The organism is Bacillus sp. OTU530 (genome assembly GCF_038440375.1).
The window spans coordinates 21,658-42,094 of record NZ_JASATP010000041.1; the positions used below are offsets into that span (position 1 = coordinate 21,658).

Annotated in this window: 15 protein-coding genes and 2 pseudogenes; 11 read left to right on the top strand and 6 right to left on the bottom strand. The window is 38.2% G+C overall.

The features are described from left to right. Window positions 1-11: 11 nt before the first annotated feature. The 6 genes and pseudogenes from AAHB12_RS23125 to lipA all read left to right on the top strand — a co-directional run. Window positions 12-173 (top strand): annotated as a pseudogene (locus tag AAHB12_RS23125) (alpha-ketoacid dehydrogenase subunit beta); the annotation flags it as partial. A gap of 30 nt (window positions 174-203) precedes the next feature. Beyond that, window positions 204-395 (top strand): annotated as a pseudogene (locus AAHB12_RS23130) (biotin/lipoyl-containing protein); the annotation flags it as partial. 123 nt (window positions 396-518) lie between these two features. Next, window positions 519-1,946 carry a dihydrolipoyl dehydrogenase gene (gene lpdA, locus AAHB12_RS23135; RefSeq protein WP_342047391.1) on the top strand — a complete coding sequence of 476 codons (1,428 nt, stop codon included), beginning with the start codon at window positions 519-521 and terminating at the stop codon, window positions 1,944-1,946. A gap of 51 nt (window positions 1,947-1,997) precedes the next feature. Then, a complete protein-coding gene (locus AAHB12_RS23140) occupies window positions 1,998-2,945 on the top strand; it encodes a sugar-binding transcriptional regulator (RefSeq protein ID WP_342047364.1) in 948 nt (315 codons plus the stop codon). A gap of 691 nt (window positions 2,946-3,636) precedes the next feature. Then, a complete protein-coding gene (locus AAHB12_RS23145) occupies window positions 3,637-4,584 on the top strand; it encodes a sugar-binding transcriptional regulator (RefSeq protein ID WP_342047365.1) in 948 nt (315 codons plus the stop codon). Window positions 4,585-4,734: 150 nt separating this feature from the next. After that, entirely contained in the window at window positions 4,735-5,625 is an 891-nt protein-coding gene (gene lipA, locus AAHB12_RS23150; RefSeq protein WP_342047367.1) for a lipoyl synthase, read from the top strand. Window positions 5,626-6,087: 462 nt separating this feature from the next. Here lipA and AAHB12_RS23155 read toward each other — a convergent pair whose 3' ends face one another. The 4 genes from AAHB12_RS23155 to AAHB12_RS23170 form a co-directional block, all read right to left on the bottom strand. Next, window positions 6,088-6,414 (bottom strand): hypothetical protein, encoded by a 327-nt coding sequence (locus AAHB12_RS23155; protein ID WP_342047368.1) that lies wholly within the window; start codon window positions 6,412-6,414, stop codon window positions 6,088-6,090. 453 nt (window positions 6,415-6,867) lie between these two features. Then, window positions 6,868-8,475 carry an FGGY-family carbohydrate kinase gene (locus AAHB12_RS23160; RefSeq protein WP_342047370.1) on the bottom strand — a complete coding sequence of 536 codons (1,608 nt, stop codon included), beginning with the start codon at window positions 8,473-8,475 and terminating at the stop codon, window positions 6,868-6,870. Window positions 8,476-8,884: 409 nt separating this feature from the next. Next, window positions 8,885-10,210 (bottom strand): NAD(P)H-dependent oxidoreductase, encoded by a 1,326-nt coding sequence (locus AAHB12_RS23165; protein WP_342047371.1) that lies wholly within the window; start codon window positions 10,208-10,210, stop codon window positions 8,885-8,887. 404 nt (window positions 10,211-10,614) lie between these two features. Then, window positions 10,615-11,562, bottom strand: coding sequence for a sugar-binding transcriptional regulator (locus AAHB12_RS23170; protein WP_342047373.1), 948 nt, complete (start codon window positions 11,560-11,562; stop codon window positions 10,615-10,617). A 387-nt stretch (window positions 11,563-11,949) separates the two neighbouring features. Here AAHB12_RS23170 and AAHB12_RS23175 point away from each other — a divergent pair, with 387 nt between their 5' ends. The 4 genes from AAHB12_RS23175 to AAHB12_RS23190 all read left to right on the top strand — a co-directional run bounded on the left by AAHB12_RS23175 (window position 11,950) and on the right by AAHB12_RS23190 (window position 16,682). Beyond that, window positions 11,950-12,240: a hypothetical protein gene (locus AAHB12_RS23175; protein WP_342047393.1), complete on the top strand. Its 291-nt coding sequence runs from the start codon at window positions 11,950-11,952 to the stop codon at window positions 12,238-12,240. Between the two features lie 582 nt (window positions 12,241-12,822). Next, the gene (locus AAHB12_RS23180) at window positions 12,823-14,109 is read left to right on the top strand and encodes an MFS transporter (protein WP_342047375.1); all 1,287 of its coding nucleotides are present in this window, start codon (window positions 12,823-12,825) and stop codon (window positions 14,107-14,109) included. Between the two features lie 202 nt (window positions 14,110-14,311). Beyond that, window positions 14,312-15,751: an NADP-dependent glyceraldehyde-3-phosphate dehydrogenase gene (locus AAHB12_RS23185; protein WP_446715602.1), complete on the top strand. Its 1,440-nt coding sequence runs from the start codon at window positions 14,312-14,314 to the stop codon at window positions 15,749-15,751. A gap of 79 nt (window positions 15,752-15,830) precedes the next feature. Beyond that, window positions 15,831-16,682 (top strand): lipoate--protein ligase family protein, encoded by an 852-nt coding sequence (locus tag AAHB12_RS23190; protein ID WP_342047378.1) that lies wholly within the window; start codon window positions 15,831-15,833, stop codon window positions 16,680-16,682. A gap of 458 nt (window positions 16,683-17,140) precedes the next feature. On the opposite strand, the gene AAHB12_RS23195 is transcribed toward AAHB12_RS23190, so the two are convergent. Beyond that, window positions 17,141-18,031, bottom strand: coding sequence for a sugar phosphate isomerase/epimerase family protein (locus AAHB12_RS23195; RefSeq protein ID WP_342047379.1), 891 nt, complete (start codon window positions 18,029-18,031; stop codon window positions 17,141-17,143). Between the two features lie 132 nt (window positions 18,032-18,163). Here AAHB12_RS23195 and AAHB12_RS23200 point away from each other — a divergent pair, with 132 nt between their 5' ends. Next, window positions 18,164-18,970 carry a helix-turn-helix domain-containing protein gene (locus tag AAHB12_RS23200; RefSeq protein WP_342047381.1) on the top strand — a complete coding sequence of 269 codons (807 nt, stop codon included), beginning with the start codon at window positions 18,164-18,166 and terminating at the stop codon, window positions 18,968-18,970. A gap of 339 nt (window positions 18,971-19,309) precedes the next feature. On the opposite strand, the gene nspC is transcribed toward AAHB12_RS23200, so the two are convergent. Then, on the bottom strand, window positions 19,310-20,437 hold the full coding sequence (gene nspC / locus AAHB12_RS23205) for a carboxynorspermidine decarboxylase (protein ID WP_129730728.1): 1,128 nt from the start codon (window positions 20,435-20,437) through the stop codon (window positions 19,310-19,312).

Genomic DNA, 20,437 nt, shown 5'->3' on the forward strand with positions numbered 1-20,437 from the left:
AATAAAATCGTATAATCGCTGAGAGTGAAGCGCTCGATTATTTAGATGCACCTATTAAACGATTAGGTGGACTAGCAATGCCAACTCCTGATAACCCAACGCTAGAGAAGGCTGTTATTCCTCAAGTTCCTGATATTGTTGAAGCGATAAGAGAAACGCTTCGTTTTAAATAAGGGGGAAGAATCATGGCAAAAGAGATTTTTATGCCGAAACTAAGTAGTACGATGGAGGTTGGTACTCTTCTTCAGTGGTTTAAGGAAGAAGGGGATACTGTTGAAATCGGAGAACCATTGTTCGAAATTATGACGGATAAAATCAACATCGAAGTTGAAGCATACGATGATGGTATCTTATTAAAGAAATATTTTGATCAGGATGCCCAAGTTCCTGTTAACCATGTGGTTGGTTATATTGGTCAAGAAAATGAACAAGTGCCTGCAGAACCACCAGGGTTGGCTGGAGAAACTACTGATTCAGCACAAGAAGAAGTGGCAGTAGCAGCAGGAACGGTTGAAAGTATTTCGGAGGCAGTTGTAGTTAATTCTGCTGCGGCAAGATATGATATCGTAGTAATAGGCGGGGGTCCCGGAGGTTACGTAGCAGCTTTGCATGCTGCGGAACTTGGGAAAAAAGTAGCCTTAGTTGAGGCAGATTTTTTAGGCGGTACATGTTTGAACAGAGGATGTATCCCTTCTAAAACATTATTAAAACATGCTGAAGTAATTGAGTCAATTGAAGAGGCTAGAGCTTGGGGAATTGAATCAGGGGAGCTTTCCTTTTCACTGGATAAAATGAAGAAGCGCAAAGACGATGTAATTCAGAAGTTACGTGGCGGCATTGCTTATTTGTTAAGTCAAGGGAAAATTGACTTGCATCAAGGCTTTGGCATCCTTGAAGAAGGAAAAGTGATTAGAGTAGAAACAAAAGCAGGAGAGACAACAAGAATCCAGGCGGATCGCATTATTGTAGCAACTGGATCAACACCGGTTGTACCACCAATTCCTGGTTTAGCTTCTGCTCAGTTTGATACGAGTGATACTATTTTCGATCTTCCAGCTATACCTAAATCAGTTGTGATCATTGGCGGTGGCGTAATTGGTGTGGAATTTGCTTGTATCTTTGCTAGCCTGCAGTCCGATGTAACTGTTATTGAGGCAGCGGATCGTATTATTCCAAGTGAGGATGCAGATGCATCTAAAGTATTAACAAAGCTTTTGAAGAAAAAAGGTATCCGCTTCCATACGAGCACAAAAGTGACGGAAGTGCAGCAAGTTGGAGAGCAGAAGGTTGTAAAGTGTACAGATGCAAAAGGAAAAGAACTTTCCTTTGAAACAGAAACACTTATCGTGAGTGTTGGACGAAAGCCAAACCTTTCTGCAGTTCAAGATGTAGCAATTGAAAAAGAAGGTCCTTTTATTAAGGTCAATGAAAAAATGGAAACAAATCTACCAGGCATTTATGCAGTAGGCGACGTAGTTGGAGGTTATCAATTAGCCCATGTTGCTAGTGCTGAAGGTGTTGTGGCAGCAGCTAATGCAGCAGGCCTGGAAGAAAAAATGGAATACAAAGTGGTTCCTCGCTGCATTTATACATTGCCTGAAGTTGCGAGTGTTGGTATGACAGAAGAAGAGGCAAAAAAGAAAGGGCTATCTGTACGTACGGAACGCTTTGATCATGTTGGAAATGGAAAAGCACTAGCTCTTGGAGAAACAAATGGCTTTGTAAAAGTTGTTTACGAGGAAAAATATGGTGAAATTATTGGTGTAACAATGGTTGGACCGCATGTGACAGAGATGATCTCAGAAGCCTCTGCCTTTATGTACCTGGAAGGGACTGTCGAAGAAGTAACAAAAATGATTCACCCTCATCCAACCGTTTCTGAAGCGTTTTATGAGAATGCAATGCATATTGTTAATAAGATGAGAACGAATGGTGTTCTTGTTTAATATAGTTGCTTACTAGAATAAAAGTAGCTGTATAAGTAAAGAGGCGATTATATGTTAGGTTCGGAAGAAAGAAGACAAATGGTGAAGGTTGCTAATTTGTACCATCTGAATGGTTGGACACAAGAACAAATCGCAAAACGAGTAGGTGTCTCAAGACCTGTTATTTCAAAGCTATTACAAAGAGCAAAAGAAATCGGGATTGTAGAGGTATATATTAAGGACGAGAATTCCCATACAGTCGACTTAGAGCTAAATCTAGAAAAAGAATTTGGGCTAAAAGATGTAGTCGTGGTTTCAACTGCTGGATATACACCAGAGATGAGGAGAAAAGCAGTTGGACAAGCAGGTGCTTATTATTTAGCTAACAATCTAAAAGATATTAAGCGACTAGGAATTTCATGGGGAACTACTGTAGCTGAAGTTGTCAAGGAGTACCCGTACGAGCGAAGAGAAGATGTCAGGATCATTCCTCTAGAAGGGGGAATGGGCCGTCAATCTGTGGAGATACATGCTAACCAACTAGCATATGAATTATCTAAAAAGATGAATAGTACCTGTTCTTACTTGTATACACCAGCAGTCGTGGAAACAGAAGAGTTAAAAAATCACCTCATGGCAATGCAAGAGATTGAAGTGGTCCTTGAAGAAGGAAAGAATGTAGATGCAGCACTTATCAGTCTAGGGAACCCTCATAAAGAATCTACACTACGGGAGATTGGCTACTTAAAGGAATTTGATTTGGATAACCTTCGGAAATTTGGTGCAGTAGGCGATATTGCTTTTCGTTTCTTTGATAAATTAGGAGAACCTATTAATCATCCAATAAATAACAAGGTTATCGGTATCTCATTGGAACAACTAAGGGCAATCCAAACAGTTATTGCAGTTGTAGAGGGTTCACATAAAGCTGAGAGTGTGCTAGGCGCTTTAAAAGGAAATTATCTAGATGTATTAATTATAGATGAGATAACGGCAGCACTGCTTTTGGATAACAGATAGATGGCTGACCTAGGGGCCAATCACAATGGCCCCTAGGTTCAGCCTCTTTGTCTATAGCTACCTTTACAAGTCCCCAGGATATAAATATGCTGAAAGGCATGGTAGTAAAAAATCAGTAGGGATAGTAAGGCTGGTTAAGGGGATATCTACATTATCAGATGTCATTTCTGAAATACTTTCAAATATGAAGATGTACAGCTGTGAAAGATTATGAAGAATCAAGGGAGGTCTGAAAAAGCTGGCAAGCTATCTAATATTCTATATTCATTGGTCCCTAAATTTAGCTTTAACCTATTAAATATTTGTCGTCTTTCTTCCTTATTATAAGGGAGCATAAGCTAATGTTGGTCAGGTTTCATTCTACTCTAACGTTTGAAACTAAAATTTTATTGAAACATAGTCAGTATTACATTACTTAAATTAAATGAAATAAATTAAGTTTCAAATAATCTATTTAGTATATGTGTCATCTCTATCCAAACAGTAATAGCATAGAATGTTTATTTAAATTAGATAGGATGGATTGTTTATGTTGATGGAGATAAAATGAAAGAATGGGGAAAAATAAGAAGTATCGTTTGCTAATTAAGCATACGAATAGGTACTCTGCCATTCAGGTAAGTTTGACTATTATCCCCTACATTTTAAATTTCCAAATATTTTAAGTATTTTGGGGTATAGAGGTGATTGTATGTTAGATTGGGAAGAAAAGAAACGTTTAGCTCAAGTAGCTAATTTGTATTATATGGAGGACTGTACACAGGAACAAATCGCCCAGAAAGTTGGCGTATCTAGAAGTCTTGTCTCAAAACTTTTGCAGAAGGCAAGAGATGTTGGAATGGTAGAAGTATATATTAAAGATGAAGATTTTCGTACGATACAGCTGGAATATCAACTTGAGAAGAAATATGGATTAAAGGATGTAGTTGTAGTTTCGACTTCTGAACTTACTCCAGAAATGATAAAAAGAGAAGTGGGACGAGCAGGCAGCCATTATCTTTCCAAAAGTTTAAAAGATGTAAGCCGAATCGGTATTTCCTGGGGGGCTACTTTGGCAGAATTGGTAAAGGAGCATCCTGTTGAACAAAGGGAAGGGATAAAAATTATTCCTCTTGTTGGGGGCTTAGGAACGAAACGTGTTGAGCTACATTCTAACCAGTTAGCATATGAGTTATCAAAAAAGATGAATAGTACCTGTTCCTATTTGTATGCCCCAGCCGTTGTAGAAACAACAGAATTAAGAGATCGGCTTGTTGCTATGAAGGATATCGCATCAGTGCTTGAAGAGGGGCAGAATGTAGATATAGCCCTTATTAGTGTTGGGAATCCTTATCAAAATTCTACTATGAGGATGCTTGGGTATTTGCAAGATCAGGATTTGGAGCAACTCCGTAAAGCAGGCGCAGTAGGTGATATAGCCTCCCGTTTCCTAGATGAATCGGGAAATGTAGTTGAAATTCCACTAAATGATAAAGTTATTGGTTTACCTCTAGAAAAACTAAAGAACATTAAGAAAGTTATTGGGGTAGTTGATGGAATTCATAAGTTAGAAAGTTTATCTGCAGCTTTGAAAGGAAACTATATGGATGCATTAATTGTAGATGAGCAAACAGCGTTAGCCCTGTTAAAAGACAACTAACACACCTAGCATAAATATTTCTTAATCAAATTCCAATCGACCCCAATTTCTTTTGTATTGAATTTATTTTAAAGAGGGGTGAATATTGGCCCCTATTTTATCTTTAATAGTTATTGTTTGGATACATTATGCTATATGGAGATGGTTAGAATGGTAACAAAAACAGAGAACCTTCGTAAACCCGAGTGGTTAAAAATTAAATTAAATACAAATGAAAACTATACTAACCTCAAAAAAATGATGAGGGAAAAACAACTGCATACAGTTTGTGAAGAAGCGAAATGCCCGAATATTCATGAATGCTGGGCCATTAGAAGAACGGCTACCTTTATGATTTTAGGAAGTATTTGTACTCGTGCTTGTCGCTTCTGTGCGGTTCAAACAGGAGTACCAACAGAGTTGGATTGGAGAGAACCTGAAAGGGTGGCTGACTCAGTTGTACAAATGAATTTAAAGCATGTTGTAATCACTGCAGTTGCTCGTGACGATTTAAAGGATGGTGGGGCAGGGGTATTTGCTGAAACTGTACGTGCTGTACGTCGTAAAAGCCCTTTTACTTCTATTGAGGTTTTACCATCAGATATGGGGGGGATCTATGAGAACCTAAAAACCTTAATGGACGCACGCCCGGATATTCTCAATCACAATATTGAAACTGTGCGACGCTTATCTGACCAGGTTCGTGCGAGAGCAAAATATGAGCGTTCTCTTGAATTTTTACGCCGTGCAAAGGAAATGCAACCGGATATTCCAACTAAATCGAGTATTATGATCGGTCTTGGAGAAGAAAAAGAAGAAATTATTGAAGCTATGGATGATTTACGAGCAAATCAGGTAAATATTCTTACAATCGGCCAATATTTACAACCATCTAAGAAGCATTTATCAGTTATGAAATACTGGATGCCTGCTGAATTTGATGAGTTAAAAGAAATAGCTCTAAGCAAAGGGTTTGATCATTGTGAGTCAGGTCCCCTTGTCCGCTCATCTTATCATGCTGATGAACAGGTAAACTTGGAAAAAACACAGTTGCGTGGCTAAGGTACGGAGATGTAATGATTGTTAACTTGTATTGCGGTTATATGATTAGAAAATTTTATTGTAACTAGATTAAATAGAGCTTTAATGTAGATTTATATTTCTTAATAAAAAGTGCTCCCATTGAATAATAAGGGAGCATTTTTTATCATCAGTTGCATATTAGCCAAATGGAAGCGATGATAGATATGGATCATTTTTCTGAAAAACATGAACATAGAAACCCTTGTTGATTTTAAAGAATACTTTCTACTAAAGCTCTAGTTCTGTACAGAATTTGAATTTCTATAGGATGTAATGAACACCTTAGCTAGGAAAAGGTAACTTAGATTAAGATGTTATTTCCTTCGAGATAGGATAATTTACATTTTGGCACCACATTTTTAACAGATCTTCGAAAGAGTCCCCCCTTTTAAGCATATAAAGCAGTAAGAGGGGACAGCTCACCATCCCTATTTAGAGGCTCTAAGATAATTGAATTTCTAAATCTTTTTTTACCTCAGGGGAATGAATTTTCTCAATCCTATCTAATCTGAAAATTGGGACAGGAAGAGAGTTCGGTCTGCCGAGAGGTGTAATAATCTGTTTCCAATAAATTTCTCCCTCAACTTCAACAAAATTACCAATAATACGAGAAACGATTGATTCCTCACTTAAAATAGGAATCACTTTAATTTTATCTTCTCCTATTTGAATTGCATCATCAATCTCGAGAAAACAGATGCAGTTGATATTTTCTTCGGCATGATATGGGTAAGATCTTTTTTTGAACACTTCTCCTTTAATTCTCATGTTGAACTCTCCTTGATGAGACTATGGCTCCTCTTTATAAAGGTAAGATATCTTTTACAGGCTATTAACCAACGCTAATTTTTTTCTAAACTCTGTTTACCTTCTATGGTATTTAAATGTATTACAGACTATCACTATTCTGACAACGGAACAATAAGGATGAAAAAAGGCAAATCCACCTATAGGTGAAGTCTGCCTAAAATGGGAAAATTGATCCATATATAAGTTTTTAGAAAAGCATAAGTCAACCTGGCAGGCCAGTTGTCTTATGCTTTTATTACACTGTAAGAAAGTATAAATTTCCAGCTAGAGGTGAATTCGACGTAGTCGGAAATTTTAGGTACAGTATAAGTAGGGCTACGCCTCTGCCTGCGCCTAAGAGCGGGGCTCGTCAATCGGCGAGTTTTCTTTAAAATTTAGGAACAAGAGTTAGATAAGGGTCCATTAGATGCCTTACTTTAAACCACCTACTAAATCAAGTTGATTAATTTTTTTATTTTCCCCATATTCAATTATGGAATTGTGGATAAGCGTATTTTCCCACATCCAATTATGGAATTGTGGATAAGCTTTTCTGTACTGTTCAGCATATAATTGATATTTTTCATGATTTTCTTGATTAGGTTCAATGATTTCGCTTTTAAAGCGAACCATATTTGAAACAGCCTCTTCAATATTCTGATAAGCCCCCGCAGCCACACTAGCTAAGATTGCAGAACCTAAACAAGCCACTTGGTTATCCTCAGGGATGTTTATGGCAATATTGCTAACATCGGCGTGAATTTGCATAAACAGCTTACTATTTGTTGCCCCACCAGCTGCATATACTTCTGTAGTAGCAATTCCATTATTTCTAAAATTGCGGATGTTATAGTCTGTTCCGTAGGCAATTCCTTCTATAATCGCTCGATAGATGTGCTCTCTTCCGTGTTTTAGTGACAAACCAGAGATCATTCCTCTAACATTAGGATCTACATGTGGTGAGCGATTACCTTGCCAGTAATCCAAAACGATAAGACCTTCAGAGCCTGGTTGGATTTGAGCTGCTTCGTGATTTAATAAATCATAAACGTTTACATTTTTTTGATTTGCTATATACTCCAAGTCTTTGCAAAAGTTTGTTCGGAACCATTTTATAGTGGAGCCTGAAGAGGATTGTCCAGCCTCTACTAATCTTAAGCCGGGAACAAGAGCATTTGGGAATGAACCCATAATCTCTTTGGCATGAACTTGTTTATCTGTTAGTGCATAGACGTTGTGTGATGATCCCGTAATAAGGGCTAATTTCCCAGCTTGAACTACCCCTAAACCAATCATGCCATTAAGGGCATCTACGCCTCCGCGAGCCACTGGTGTTCCTTCACTAAGTCCTAACTCCTCTGCTGTTTCCCGTGTAAGTCCACCAACAAGTTCTCCTAATTTGTATATATCTTGAGGCAGCTTTTCGAAAACATCGTCTAAACCAATTGATTCATAAAAATGTCTTGGTACTCCGCCTTCCTCCTCGTTGTAATACCATCTGTATGTGGTTGTACTAATGCTTCCTGTATGTCTACCTGTTAATTTATACGTATACCAGTCGGAATAATCTAGTATTTTATCTGCGCTTTCATATAGTGCAGGTTCATTTCTTTTTAACCATAGAACCTTACATGGCATCCACTCTGGGGAAACTTTTCCATAACCGTTATACTTTAAAGCATCATGACCAGAACGGGAAATCATATCCGCTTCTTCGTGGGCTCGAAGGTCCATCCACATAAGAGCACGACGTAAAGGTGTTCCATCATTTTTACATAATACCATGGTCGGGCAAGTAGTATCTAAACTCAAACCAATAATTTGTTCCTTGTTTACTCCTGCTTGACTCATTGCTTGTCTTACACTATTTACTAAGGCTGACCACCATTCACTAGGATCTTGTTCTGCCCAGCCAGGATTAGGATGATATGTTTTATATCCGGTAATACCCATACCAACTTGCTTTCCAGATAGGTCATAAATCCCTACTCTTACACCCTCCGTACCTCCGTCAATCCCCATTACTAATTCTTTTTTCATTTATAAAACCTCCCCGTTCCTATCAATGAAGTAAGTTTAATCAATTATATACATTTAGATTGTGTGAATTTTAATATTGAATTACCTTTAATAGTGTCTCTGTATACTGTTGCGTGGAAAAGTGGAGTTAGCAGTGTTTATTACTATATAGCAATACAAATTTGATGAAAGCTCATATTGATTTCTGTTCCTCAAATTTGTATTGCTATCTCTGTAAATAAGAGAGATAAGGTTCAAAGCAAAGCTAAGGAGCTTTTAATTTGAACCTTATTATCTCTCCCATAAAATGTTTAATTCATACATATCCAAGTTAATATATCGAGACAATAACAGGAATTCATATAGTCATGGGATGTAATTCTAGGCTGAAAGACATGTGATTCTTGCATGTCTACTATAGATTTTTCAGTTATACCAAAACAGGTTTTGTTTCCACTGCAGGCTTTTTAATACTCTGTGCTTGCAATGAACGTAACTTCCAAATCATGGATTCTTTTTCCTGTTCAATATCATCAAATGTGATGATTTCTCCTTTTTTCACAGGACGAGTCACAACAACATTTGCATCCACTAAACCGATAGGCAGTGCATTTGCGCTAGAAGATTCACTTTGGGATAATAGTTTTCCGTAAACAGTAAAGCCTCCGATACCATCAAGGCGAGAACCGGGCTCTAAATCCACTTTTGCTACAGCTACTGTTTCTGCTTGTAGGCCTGCCCATGGAGCAATTGTCGCTTCCTTATGGAAGTATGCACGAGCAACAGAAAGCGGTGTTTCTAAGCTTGTTAAGTGGTATGGTCGGTATAGGATATAGTTTGGACCATCGCCCATTTTTAAATAATTCATTTCATGGTGAACCTCTGGCTTATCAGTAGAGATAATAGCAAATACACCTGGCGCTACTCCGTTTACATAGTCAACAATACCTTTTTTATTTAGAATTCCTCCATCTTCTTTAAGCTGGAATAACCCTGGAAGATCTTGAACTGTTCCTGTAGGACCGTGCATACCAGCAACATCTGGCAGGAATCCTGTTGCATTCGCAACTGCATTCATTTCTACCATTGTTTTTGTTCCATCTTGGAACGAGGCAATCATTTTTGGACTAGCTCCCTTTGCCTTCGCTTCCGCCTCTGCAGAAGCTGGATTTGCAGCGTGATCTAACGGGTTATTTTTACCTTTTCCTAATGCAATGATTTCAAAACCAATTGCATCTGCAAAATCATATAATTCCATAACCGCTCCTGGCTCATCACCTGCAGAACCTGTATAAACTACTCCGCTTGCATCTGCCATTTTCTTTAACAGTGGACCAACTGTTACGTCAGCTTCTACATTAAGCATAACAATATGTTTTTTATTTAAAATTGCTTTCCAAGCAATTTCAGCCCCAATATTTGGAACACCTGTTGCGTCTACAATTACATCTACACTAGGTAAGCTAGTAACTAGTTCACTATACACAGTTCCGATAACTTTTCCTTGCTCAATTGCTTTTTCCGCTTCTTCAAGCTCATTTGTTATTACAATGGATTGTTCGTTTACTCCTGCCTTAATGTAGGCTTGTTGAATGAATGCAGTATGAAGATCTGCTGTTGCAACAACACGCATACCTTTCATACCTTCAATTTGTGAAATCATTCCTCTCCCCATTTGTCCACAACCAATTAATCCAACGCGTATTTCTCTGCCCAATTTCTCTAACTCTCTTAATTTATAATTCAATCCCAACATAAAACTAGCCCCCTCCAATAATTTTGTGATAAAAAATGACCTTGAAACTTCGATTTATCGCTTTAGTAAAAACAGTTCTATTTGTTATTCCCACCTTAGTATTTATGATCCAAGATGTTTGTTTCTTCTAGTGTATTTCTTATGCAAAAGAAACTTTATAAGCAAGCGATTACAAAGCTTAATAAAAATTTTTCTGTAGAATTAGGAACACTAATAGCTTCTTAACAAAAGTTACTGTTTGTTACTTTTGTTAAGATTATAGAGCTTTACTGCAAAAATTGTCAACATCTAAATTTCTTCAGTGAATTTGCTTAGAAGGAAAAAATCGTTTTGTTATTAGATTTGCACAAAAAGTAAAAGGGTTTAATTCAATCATCACTTTAAGTGACTTTTGAATTAAACCCTTACTGTTCTTTTATAAGAGCTGAAGCTGTGTGCTCATCTATAATCAGTACATCTATATAAGAGCCCTTTAAAGCAGCTGATATACTCTCTGATTTATGAACTCCTTCAACTATTCCAATAACCTTCTTAATTTGTCTTAATTGCTCTAATGGTAGACCAATGGTTCTATGATTTAAAGGATGGTCAACTGCATTTCCTGATGCATCAAAGAAACGGGAAGCAATATCACCAGCAATTCCGATCTTACGGAATTGCTGTAAATCTTCGTCTTGTAAATATCCAAGATTTCTCATTGTAGAATCTTTATAGGGGTTTCCTACACTAATAAGAGCTATATCTACATTTTGTCCCTTCTCAAGAACCATTTTAATATCTGGTATCTCTAAAAGATACTCTTTTAGCTCTGCTGTTTCTACAATGGCTGGGGCATACAAGTATGAACTTGTTCCGTGCAGCTTTTTTGCTAATTCATATGCTAATTGATTAGCATGTATTTCGATATGCTTTGTTCCTATGCCACCTACCAGGGGGACAACATTTATTTCTTCTCTTTCTTCAAAAGGATATTCCTTCACGAACGCTGATAAGGTTTCCCCCCAAGAGATCCCAATTTGTTTTGTGTTCTCAAGATTTTTGGAGAGGTAATAGGCTCCGGCTTGGCCTACAGCCCTTCTTACTGTTTCGGGTGCAATCCCTTCGGTGGATACTACTACAGCATCCTGTAATTTATATTTATCCTTCAGCTGTTGTTCTAATTCAACAGTATGTATACTTTCGTCCTTAATATATACTTCTACAATCCCACTATCTTTTGCCTTTTGTAATAATCTACAAATAAAAGGTCGAGACACACCAAATTTTTTTGCTATTTTCCCTTGTGTCCAGCCCTCTATATAGTATAAGTTAGCGATCCTCACTAATTGGCGTTTTTCTTCCGAACCTAACATATAATCCCCTCTTTATTTACACAGGTATATTTATTATACCAAGTAACATTTGTATTAAACAAGAATCCTCTACTGTCTTTTAGAATTTTCAGTACTTCAAGCTCTATAAAACAACTCGCAGATAGTTGTAGAGGAGGAAGCGTTTGCGTTTGGTTTTTTGAATGTATTGAAAGCAGGGGAATTTATATACTTAAAAATTAAGTAATTCAAATGATAATTTTTGAGAGTAAAAACAATGGTTTTCAAAATTTTATTGACAATTAACGTAAAAAAAATTTATAATTTTATCAAAATTAACCTGTTGTAAATTTTGATAAAAGGAGGTGGTGAATACTTGGGAGATTGATTTTCATTACAAGGGGAAGCATCTATCCGGATTCACAATAAATTGCTGAGTTAACAGGTATAGGGGTTATAGATGGTTTAAAAGCATCTATTCCCAGTCACGAAATAGCTTGTGTAATTATTGACTGTGGCGGAACTGCACATTGTGGCGTTTATCTTAACATGGGGGCGATGATAATTAATTTACTGCCTACATCACCATCAGGGCTACTTATGCATTTCATTAAAGAACATAATTTCGTATCACGTATTAAAGAGGAGCATATTGACATTCTTCAAGAAAGTACAGATGAAATTGTAAGCGTGCACAATGCAAATACAAAGCATTTCTAATCCTGCTCCTTTGAATTTGAAACGGATAAAAGAACAGACTAAACAAAAAAGTAACTAAGTATACATCACAGAAATCTCAAAAAAACCAATCATTAAAAAAGTTGGAAGAAGTATAAGCAGTGTCGTTGGAATCTTTTATTAGGCGACATGTGAAACAGTTTAACGAGTATATCCTGCTTTTTATGACTTTGGTTATTACTATTATTAGGATTATTGTATTCACGGAAATAGGAGATCTTATTACAAAATTTGTATCACCTCTTGCAAGGAGCATTTGGGGTCTTTTAATTTTATCTCTCATTTGTGAAGTTCCAATTTTATCACTGTTACTTGGTTCAAGTGGATTTGAGTCAATAAGTTGAACACCAAAATGTGAGGGCTTTCAACGGGGCTAGGGAAGCTCATCTCTCTGGATCATCTGTGTGGGAGAAAAAATGATTCCGAGTATTGATGTTGTATCAAAAATCATATTTAAAAAATCAATCTAAATTCTAAATGTGAAAATATAAGTTGGTGCACTTAAGGAACAGATTCCTAGGTAGCTGGGAACCTGTTATTAAGGAGAAGAGGGGGAATTTGTTTATGAATAGCGTGTTAAATAAGGTTGGCTTGGATTCTAAAATGGCTTTAGGATTTATTGGAGTTATGCTGTTTATGATGGGAGATGGTCTTGAACAAGGATGGCTTTCTTCATATTTAATGGATAAAGGTTTAACAGTACAACAGTCTGCTTTATTATTTTCTGTGTATGGTTTTGCAGCTGCGATTGCAGCTTGGCTTTCTGGTGTACTTGCTGAAATTTTAGGGCCTCGAAAAGCAATGACTCTAGGGTTGTTTTTATTTATAGTGGGAACAGTTCTTTTTATGACACTTGGCATTAATCAGATGCATCTTGCTATTATGATTCCAACATATTCCTTAAGAGGTTTCGGTTATCCTTTGTTTGCATATTCATTTTTAGTTTGGGTTACGTATTATGCTCCAAGTGAAAAGCTTGCGACAGCTGTAGGCTGGTTCTGGTTTGCATTTGCAGCGGGGTTAAATGTTTTAGGCGCATTCTATTCTAGTATTGTGCTTTCGACTTTAGGAGAAATTAACACACTTTGGAGTGCATTAATTTTTGTTTTCTTGGGTGCTACAATTGCCATTCTCTTAAATAAAGAAAAGTCTGAGAATAAAAATAGCAATAAATTTGAAACTAAAGCAGAGGTGATTAAATATCTTGCAAAAGGTATTACTATTGCTTTTGAAAATCCAAAAATTGGGTTAGGTGGTATTGTAAGAACAATTAATACAGCAGGAGCATATGGGTTTGTTGTATTTATGCCAGCTTATATGATGGAAGTAGGCTTTACACGATCTGAATGGTTACAAATTTACGGAGCACTTTGGACAAGCAATATCTTTTTTAACTTAATCTTTGGAATTGTTGGAGATAAATTAGGTTGGAATAGGACGATTATGTGGTTTGGTGGAGTAGGCTGTGCAATCTCTACTGCGGCGTTTTACTATATTCCAGCTATTATGGGGCCTAATTACTTAGCTGCAACGATTGTGGCAGCTTGTTTTGGAGCATGTCTAGCGGGTTATGTTCCGTTATCAGCTTTAGTTCCATCATTAGATCCAAGTAATAAGGGTGCTGCAATGTCGGTTCTGAACCTTGGAGCAGGTTTAAGTACATTTTTAGGGCCGGCAATTGTAGGCGTTTTCATCGGGAGTTTAGGTGTATCAGGTGTTATTTGGATTTATACAGTGTTGTATTTACTCAGTGCATTCCTAATGAAATTTATTACACTGCCTGAACAGAAAGAAGCTGAATCTACAGATTCCAGTAATCTTAAGAGAGCAGTCGGTTCTAATGTGAACTAGGGTAGGGATTTGACTGAAAAATACTTTTAGTATATGAGCTAAATACAAAAAAGAATATTAGCGGGGAGTTGAATCGGAATTGAAAATAAGTTTGCTGATTCCGATTCAATTTTTTCTTAGATAAAAAACTAAAAATTTAAACTGTTGAAAATACAAGGGATTTAGAGGAGGGATACTTATGGTGTCTGTATTGTCAACTTCAATGAATGTAAAAACGTATAAGTTCTTTATAGATGGAGAATGGAAAGAAAGCAGCTCCCAACAGGCGATCGAAATTTACTCGCCGTATTCTCTTGATCTGATTGGAAGGGTACAGGCTATTACAAGAGAAGAGATAGATGAAGCTATTTCTTTCGCACAGGAGGCGCAAAAAACTTGGAAGGAAGTTTCCTTACAAGAGCGTGCGAAATATTTATATAACTGGGCAAATGAATTAATGAGCGTGCAAGATGAAATTGCTGAGGTTATTATGAAGGAGGTCGGCAAAAGTTTAAAAGATGCGAAGAGTGAGGTTGCACGGACAGCAGACCTAATTCGTTATACAGTGGAAGAAGCTCTTCATATGCATGGTGAGAGCATGAAAGGAGATAGTTTCCCGGGAGGTTCTAAATCAAAAGTTGCAATAATTGAACGCGTTCCATTAGGTATAGTGCTCGCGATTCCACCATTTAACTATCCAGTAAACTTAGCTGCTGCTAAACTAGCACCAGCACTTATTTCAGGAAATGCTGTCATCTTTAAACCTGCGACCCAGGGAGCAATTAGTGGGATTAAAATGATAGAGGCACTTCACAAGGCAGGCCTTCCAAAAGGTCTTGTGAATATAGTAACTGGTCGGGGATCCGTGATTGGTGACTATCTAGTCGAACATAAAGGAATCAATATGATCTCCTTTACTGGCGGTACAAATACAGGCACTCAGTTGGCAAAAAAAGCAGCTATGATTCCACTTGTACTGGAACTAGGCGGTAAAGATCCGGGTATCGTATGTGAGGATGCGGATTTACAGGAAGCGGCTAAGCAGATTATTAGTGGAGCATTCTCTTATTCTGGTCAGCGCTGCACAGCAATTAAGCGTGTGCTGGTACATGAAAGTGTGGCGAATGAACTCTTAAAAATTCTAAAACAAGAAGTAGAAAGATTATCTGTAGGTTCTCCGGAAGAGGGAAATACAGTTGTGCCATTAATTGATACCGGATCAGCAGATTTTGTTCAAGGCTTAATTGATGATGCACTTGAAAAAGGAGCAACACTTGTGACAGGAAACAAGCGGGAAGATAATTTAATACATCCTACCCTTCTAGATCATGTCACAGTTGATATGCGTGTAGCTTGGGAAGAGCCGTTTGGGCCAGTATTACCCGTGATCCGCGTGTCCTCTGATGAAGAAGCAATTAGACTTGCAAATGAATCTGAATTTGGTTTGCAGGCAAGTATCTTTACACAAGATATTAATAGGGCCTTTACAATTGCAAATCAGATTGAGGCAGGCTCTGTTCAAATTAATGGACGTACGGAACGAGGACCAGATCATTTTCCGTTTATTGGAGTTAAAGGTTCCGGTATGGGAGCGCAAGGTGTTCGCAAAGGTCTTGAATCTATGACGCGTGAAAAAGTGACAGTCTTAAATCTTACGAAATGAAATTTTAAATGTTAAATATGTTGCAGGGGTCTTCCTAATGGAAGGCTTCTTGCTTTATCTGATAAAAAGGAGCACTAGCATGAACAATTCTCATTCTATCTTATTTCAGCCTAAGTGGCGTATTATCGATCAATCAAGCTTGGGTTCACAGTTTCATTCACTTCAATCCTTTGCGATGGATGATACGTTATGTACAACTGTTGGAAGTGGTATTTCCCCTGCCACTATTCGTTCGTGGGTTCATCATAATACTATCGTTCTTGGTATTCAAGATACGAGGCTTCCCTATCTCCAAGAAGGAGTACAGTTCTTACAAAAGCAAGGATATAACGTTGTTGTGCGCAATTCTGGAGGTCTGGCAGTTGTACTTGATGAAGGAGTACTTAACGTATCTCTTATTCTGCGTGAGACAGGGAATAACATTGATATTAACCGCGGCTATGATGCGATGTGGAACCTTATCCAAAGGATGCTGAAGGACTACAATACTAGAGTTGAAGCAAAGGAAATTATAGGTTCATATTGTCCGGGCAGCTACGATTTAAGCATTCAATCCAAAAAGTTTGCAGGCATTTCACAGCGTCGTACTCGTGGAGGCATTGCTGTGCAAATTTATTTATGCGCAACGGGAAGCGGTTCTGCCCGCGCGGCTCTCATTCGTGATTTTTATAGGATTTCCTTAAAAGGGGAACAAACGAAGTTCGTGTATCCAAGTATTGTTCCAACAACGATGGCATCCCTCTCAGAATTGCTTGGAAAGTCTATTTATGCTTCAGATTTAATGATGCGAATCCTGCAAGACTTGCAGCATATGGCAGATCTATTAATCCCGTCTCAGCTTACTCCAGAGGAAGTGCCAATTTATGAGTATAACTTAGCTCGTGTTGTGGAACGAAATAATAAAACATTGGCTAAGTATTATCAAGTATAGCTAAAACCTCTGTAAACATATGGCCTTTGGTAGGAGGAAAGGGATATTTTTCAAGGGGAAAAGTCTGTCCGAGGCTGAGTGAGCCTCGTTCATCAACTATTCGGCTTTCCAGCATAAAATAGTTCCACTAGGAAATTTATCGTCTCTTTATATATACATCAAGTGTTTGCACCAGAACCATGTGGAGAATTGTGGTTTTAAAATAACTTAGATACGGTCGTGTGTACAAAAAATCTCCCTGCCTAGCAGAGAGATTTTTTACACTTTAAGAAAGTATAAATTTCTAGCTAGAAGACAATTCGACGTAGTGAGAAATTTTAGGAATAAAGTATAAGTGCAACTACGCCTCTGTCTTCGCCCAAAGGCAGGGCTCGCCAATCAGCGAGTTTTCTTTATGAGAAAGTATAAAATTTTAGAATTAAATAATATATTCCACTCAAAGAAGATTAGTTAGTAAATCAGGAAAGGGAGGGGGAAACTACCGGTTGGTCCCAATACTTCTCCACATGAAAACGGGTGACCTCTGCCGCTGTTCGCACATTTTCCTTCTGAGTTAACTCATAATAGTCTGGACGGAATACCTCAACAGTGCAGCAGTTTCCTTCAAAGCCAATCTTTTTGAGAGTGTCGGCATAGCGCTTGTGATCGAGACATCCTCGTGGATCACCTGGCCAAAGGCGCTTTTCATCGGTATTGTATGCTGCACCGCATGGCATGTCCTCTGTGTCGTTCAGATGCCATACAAAAATCTTTTTCCCGTCTGCCTTTTCTAGTGCGGCCCATTCGGAAGCCATAGCATGGAAATGATATTGATCAAGCGTAACGCCGACCAGTGGAGAATCTACCTCTTGTACGATTGCATATGCATCCTCGAAGCGATTGATCGTCATACCCGGGCTGCCGCAAAACTCAATGGACAGTTTGATGCCATGAGGCTCAACCTTTTTAACCATTTCTTTTAGGACAGCAACTGCATCTGTACGAATTTCCGCTCTGGTTGCATGGACTGTAATATTTTCACTAGGAACGACAACTATCATCTTGCAGTTCAGAATGAGGCAGCGATTAATAATTTCATCTAACTCTGCCATAACTGCATTTTTTTCCTCCTGAGTCTGCTTCATGTTAAAGAATTTCAGGGCATTGTAGGACAGCATAGTAAGGTTATGAGACTTAAACCAATCTCCTAACTGTTCAATGGTGAACTTTCCAGCTTTAAGGTCACGGTCAAGACATTCGGATTGAATGTCAATGTAGTCAAAACCATACTTTTCACATAGTTCTAGATCCTTCAATACAGAGTGATCCTCACAGAAACGGTTGCATCCTTCATTAAAGCCAATTTTCATCTCGTGTTCCTCCTGTAAATAATTTATAATTAGCATACCAATCGATAGACACAAGGAGTGATCGATATCATCCCATATGTTTCTTTCAAATCTACCGATAAGAGTGCCATCGCTTTGGAAGTATTCCATACGATGGAACCTGTTCCAGTGCATCGTCATGATTTTCAGGAATTTGTCCTGATTACGAAAGGTTCCTGTATTCATCAATTCAAGGATATTTCTATGCCCTTGATTCCCGGAGATGTATTTCTTATCCCGCCTCATGAGGAACATGCCTATGTCGTTGAAACTCCAGTTAGCATGTACAACTGTCAATTTTATCCCGAACAAATTGCAGATTGGTGGGATGGGCAATTTGGAGGATTGCTTAGCGACTTGAGTGCACCAGAAGATGATAGTCCAATCTCTCCAGCAGATCTAAATCGCCAGCAGATCATTCATCTGTCTGTTTCGGATGCTGAACGGGTTCAAATGATGATGGAAATCATGCGTCAAGAACAGCTGGAACAGGGTTTCGCTTTTCAGCAGGTCAAGCAGGACTATTTAAACCTGATTCTTATCATCATTTTCCGAGCACGACTGCAGCAGTATACCCAGCCTGAGCGAGAAAATTCCTCCCGTGACCTCATTGCTGTTGCTCAGAAGTTTATTGAAGAGAATCTTGCTGAGCGCATTGATTTTTCCGATTACGCTCGAATGAATAACATTAGCCCAGGGTATTTTCGGGCTATATTTAAATCAGCAACGGGACTTCCTCCGGTAGAATATCTCAACCGCCTGCGCATAGTTCGTGCAATTGAATACCTAAAAGACGATGCGCTATCTATAAGTGACGTATCTGCTGCAGTAGGTATTTATGACGCAAATTATTTCTCACGGCTGTTTCGGAAATTCATTGGCTACTCACCGAGTGAATTTCGAAATCAGGTTCATAAATAACCTATCCATTGAAACGTATGATGTTTGCGCTTACAAATATAACACACACAGAAATTAGGTTAATAGAAGAAAACAAATAGGTATTAGCATAAAACGCATATTTCTTGAAAAAATTCTCGGTAGTAAATAAAATCAGTAGGACTCTTAGTGCCCATTCAAAAACACGAAATATTAACAGAAGAATGCTAGTTAGTAGATGGGGAAGGGTTTATCAATGACTGATGTGAGCAAAGTTTCTAAAACACTCATTTTATCTAATCAAAAGAATTCTATATATAAAAAGGGAAGCAACATCCTCTGGATGTGCTTCCCTTTTATATAATAATCTCTATTATTCTCTTAAGAGAGTCTCATTTTGAAATCTTGATATCCAAACTCACGAACAATTTGGCAATCTCCATCTTTATGCTTGATCGCAATTGCTGGGAGTGCCATACCGTTGAACGTAGTATTTTTTACCATTGAGTAAATTGCCATATCACCGAATACCAAGCGATCTCCGTGTTTTAATGGCTGGTCAAAGGAATAGTCTCCGATAACATCGCCTGCCATACAAGTTTGGCCTCCGAGTCGATATAGAAATGGCTTTTCTCCGACTTCCCCTGAATTGAAGAGAGGAGGACGATAAGGCATTTCCAACACATCAGGCATATGACAAGATGCAGAAGTATCAACAATAGCAATATCAATGCCGTTTTTCATTGTATCAAGAACAGTTGTAATTAGGTATCCAGCATTAAGAGCAACAGCTTCGCCTGGCTCAAGATATACTTCTAAACCGTATTTCTCCTGCATTTTCTTGATACATTCTTCAAGCAATGAGATGTTATAGTCTTCCCTCGTGATATGGTGACCGCCGCCAAAGTTGATCCATTCCATCTGCGGGAGCCATTCTCCGAACTTTTCTTCCACTGCTTCAAGCGTTTTTGCTAAATCGTCAGAGTTCTGCTGACAAAGTGTGTGGAAATGCAGCCCTGAAACACCTTCAAGCAGTTCGGGACGAAACTGTTCTTTAGTCACACCAAAACGAGAACCTGTTGCGCATGGATCATAAATATCATGTCCGTCTTGAGTGGAGCATTCAGGATTGATGCGCAAGCCGACTTTTTTGCCAGCTTGCAGCACTTTATCCTTAAATTTCTCCAACTGTGAGAAGGAGTTAAAAATGATATGATCACAAATATCAGCAATTTCATCAATTTCATCATCACGGTAGGCAGGGGCAAAGACATGATTCTCTTTGCCCATTTCCTCGTAGCCTAGACGAGCTTCAAACAATCCGCTTGCTGTTGTACCGTGTAGATACTCTGCAACAAGAGGGTACATCTTATACATCGAAAATGCTTTTTGTGCCAAGATGATTTTGCATCCTGTACGTTTTATAACTCCGCTTAAGATCTGTAGATTTTTTTCTACAAGACCTTCATCAACTACATAACATGGTGTCGGTAATTCTTCAAATCGCAT

Excerpts from the sequence above, each read along its gene's own strand:
- AAHB12_RS23170 (WP_342047373.1), bottom strand. The coding sequence starts at position 11,562 with ATGTTAGGTTCGGAAGAAAAACGCCAATTAGTGAGGATCGCTAACTTA.
- lipA (WP_342047367.1), top strand. The coding sequence starts at position 4,735 with ATGGTAACAAAAACAGAGAACCTTCGTAAACCCGAGTGGTTAAAAATT.
- AAHB12_RS23155 (WP_342047368.1), bottom strand. The coding sequence starts at position 6,414 with ATGAGAATTAAAGGAGAAGTGTTCAAAAAAAGATCTTACCCATATCAT.
- AAHB12_RS23195 (WP_342047379.1), bottom strand. The coding sequence starts at position 18,031 with ATGAAAATTGGCTTTAATGAAGGATGCAACCGTTTCTGTGAGGATCAC.
- nspC (WP_129730728.1), bottom strand. The coding sequence starts at position 20,437 with ATGCGATTTGAAGAATTACCGACACCATGTTATGTAGTTGATGAAGGT.
- AAHB12_RS23200 (WP_342047381.1), top strand. The coding sequence starts at position 18,164 with ATGGAACCTGTTCCAGTGCATCGTCATGATTTTCAGGAATTTGTCCTG.
- AAHB12_RS23145 (WP_342047365.1), top strand. The coding sequence starts at position 3,637 with ATGTTAGATTGGGAAGAAAAGAAACGTTTAGCTCAAGTAGCTAATTTG.
- AAHB12_RS23190 (WP_342047378.1), top strand. The coding sequence starts at position 15,831 with ATGAACAATTCTCATTCTATCTTATTTCAGCCTAAGTGGCGTATTATC.
- AAHB12_RS23140 (WP_342047364.1), top strand. The coding sequence starts at position 1,998 with ATGTTAGGTTCGGAAGAAAGAAGACAAATGGTGAAGGTTGCTAATTTG.
- AAHB12_RS23160 (WP_342047370.1), bottom strand. The coding sequence starts at position 8,475 with ATGAAAAAAGAATTAGTAATGGGGATTGACGGAGGTACGGAGGGTGTA.
- AAHB12_RS23185 (WP_446715602.1), top strand. The coding sequence starts at position 14,312 with ATGAATGTAAAAACGTATAAGTTCTTTATAGATGGAGAATGGAAAGAA.
- AAHB12_RS23165 (WP_342047371.1), bottom strand. The coding sequence starts at position 10,210 with ATGTTGGGATTGAATTATAAATTAAGAGAGTTAGAGAAATTGGGCAGA.
- AAHB12_RS23180 (WP_342047375.1), top strand. The coding sequence starts at position 12,823 with ATGAATAGCGTGTTAAATAAGGTTGGCTTGGATTCTAAAATGGCTTTA.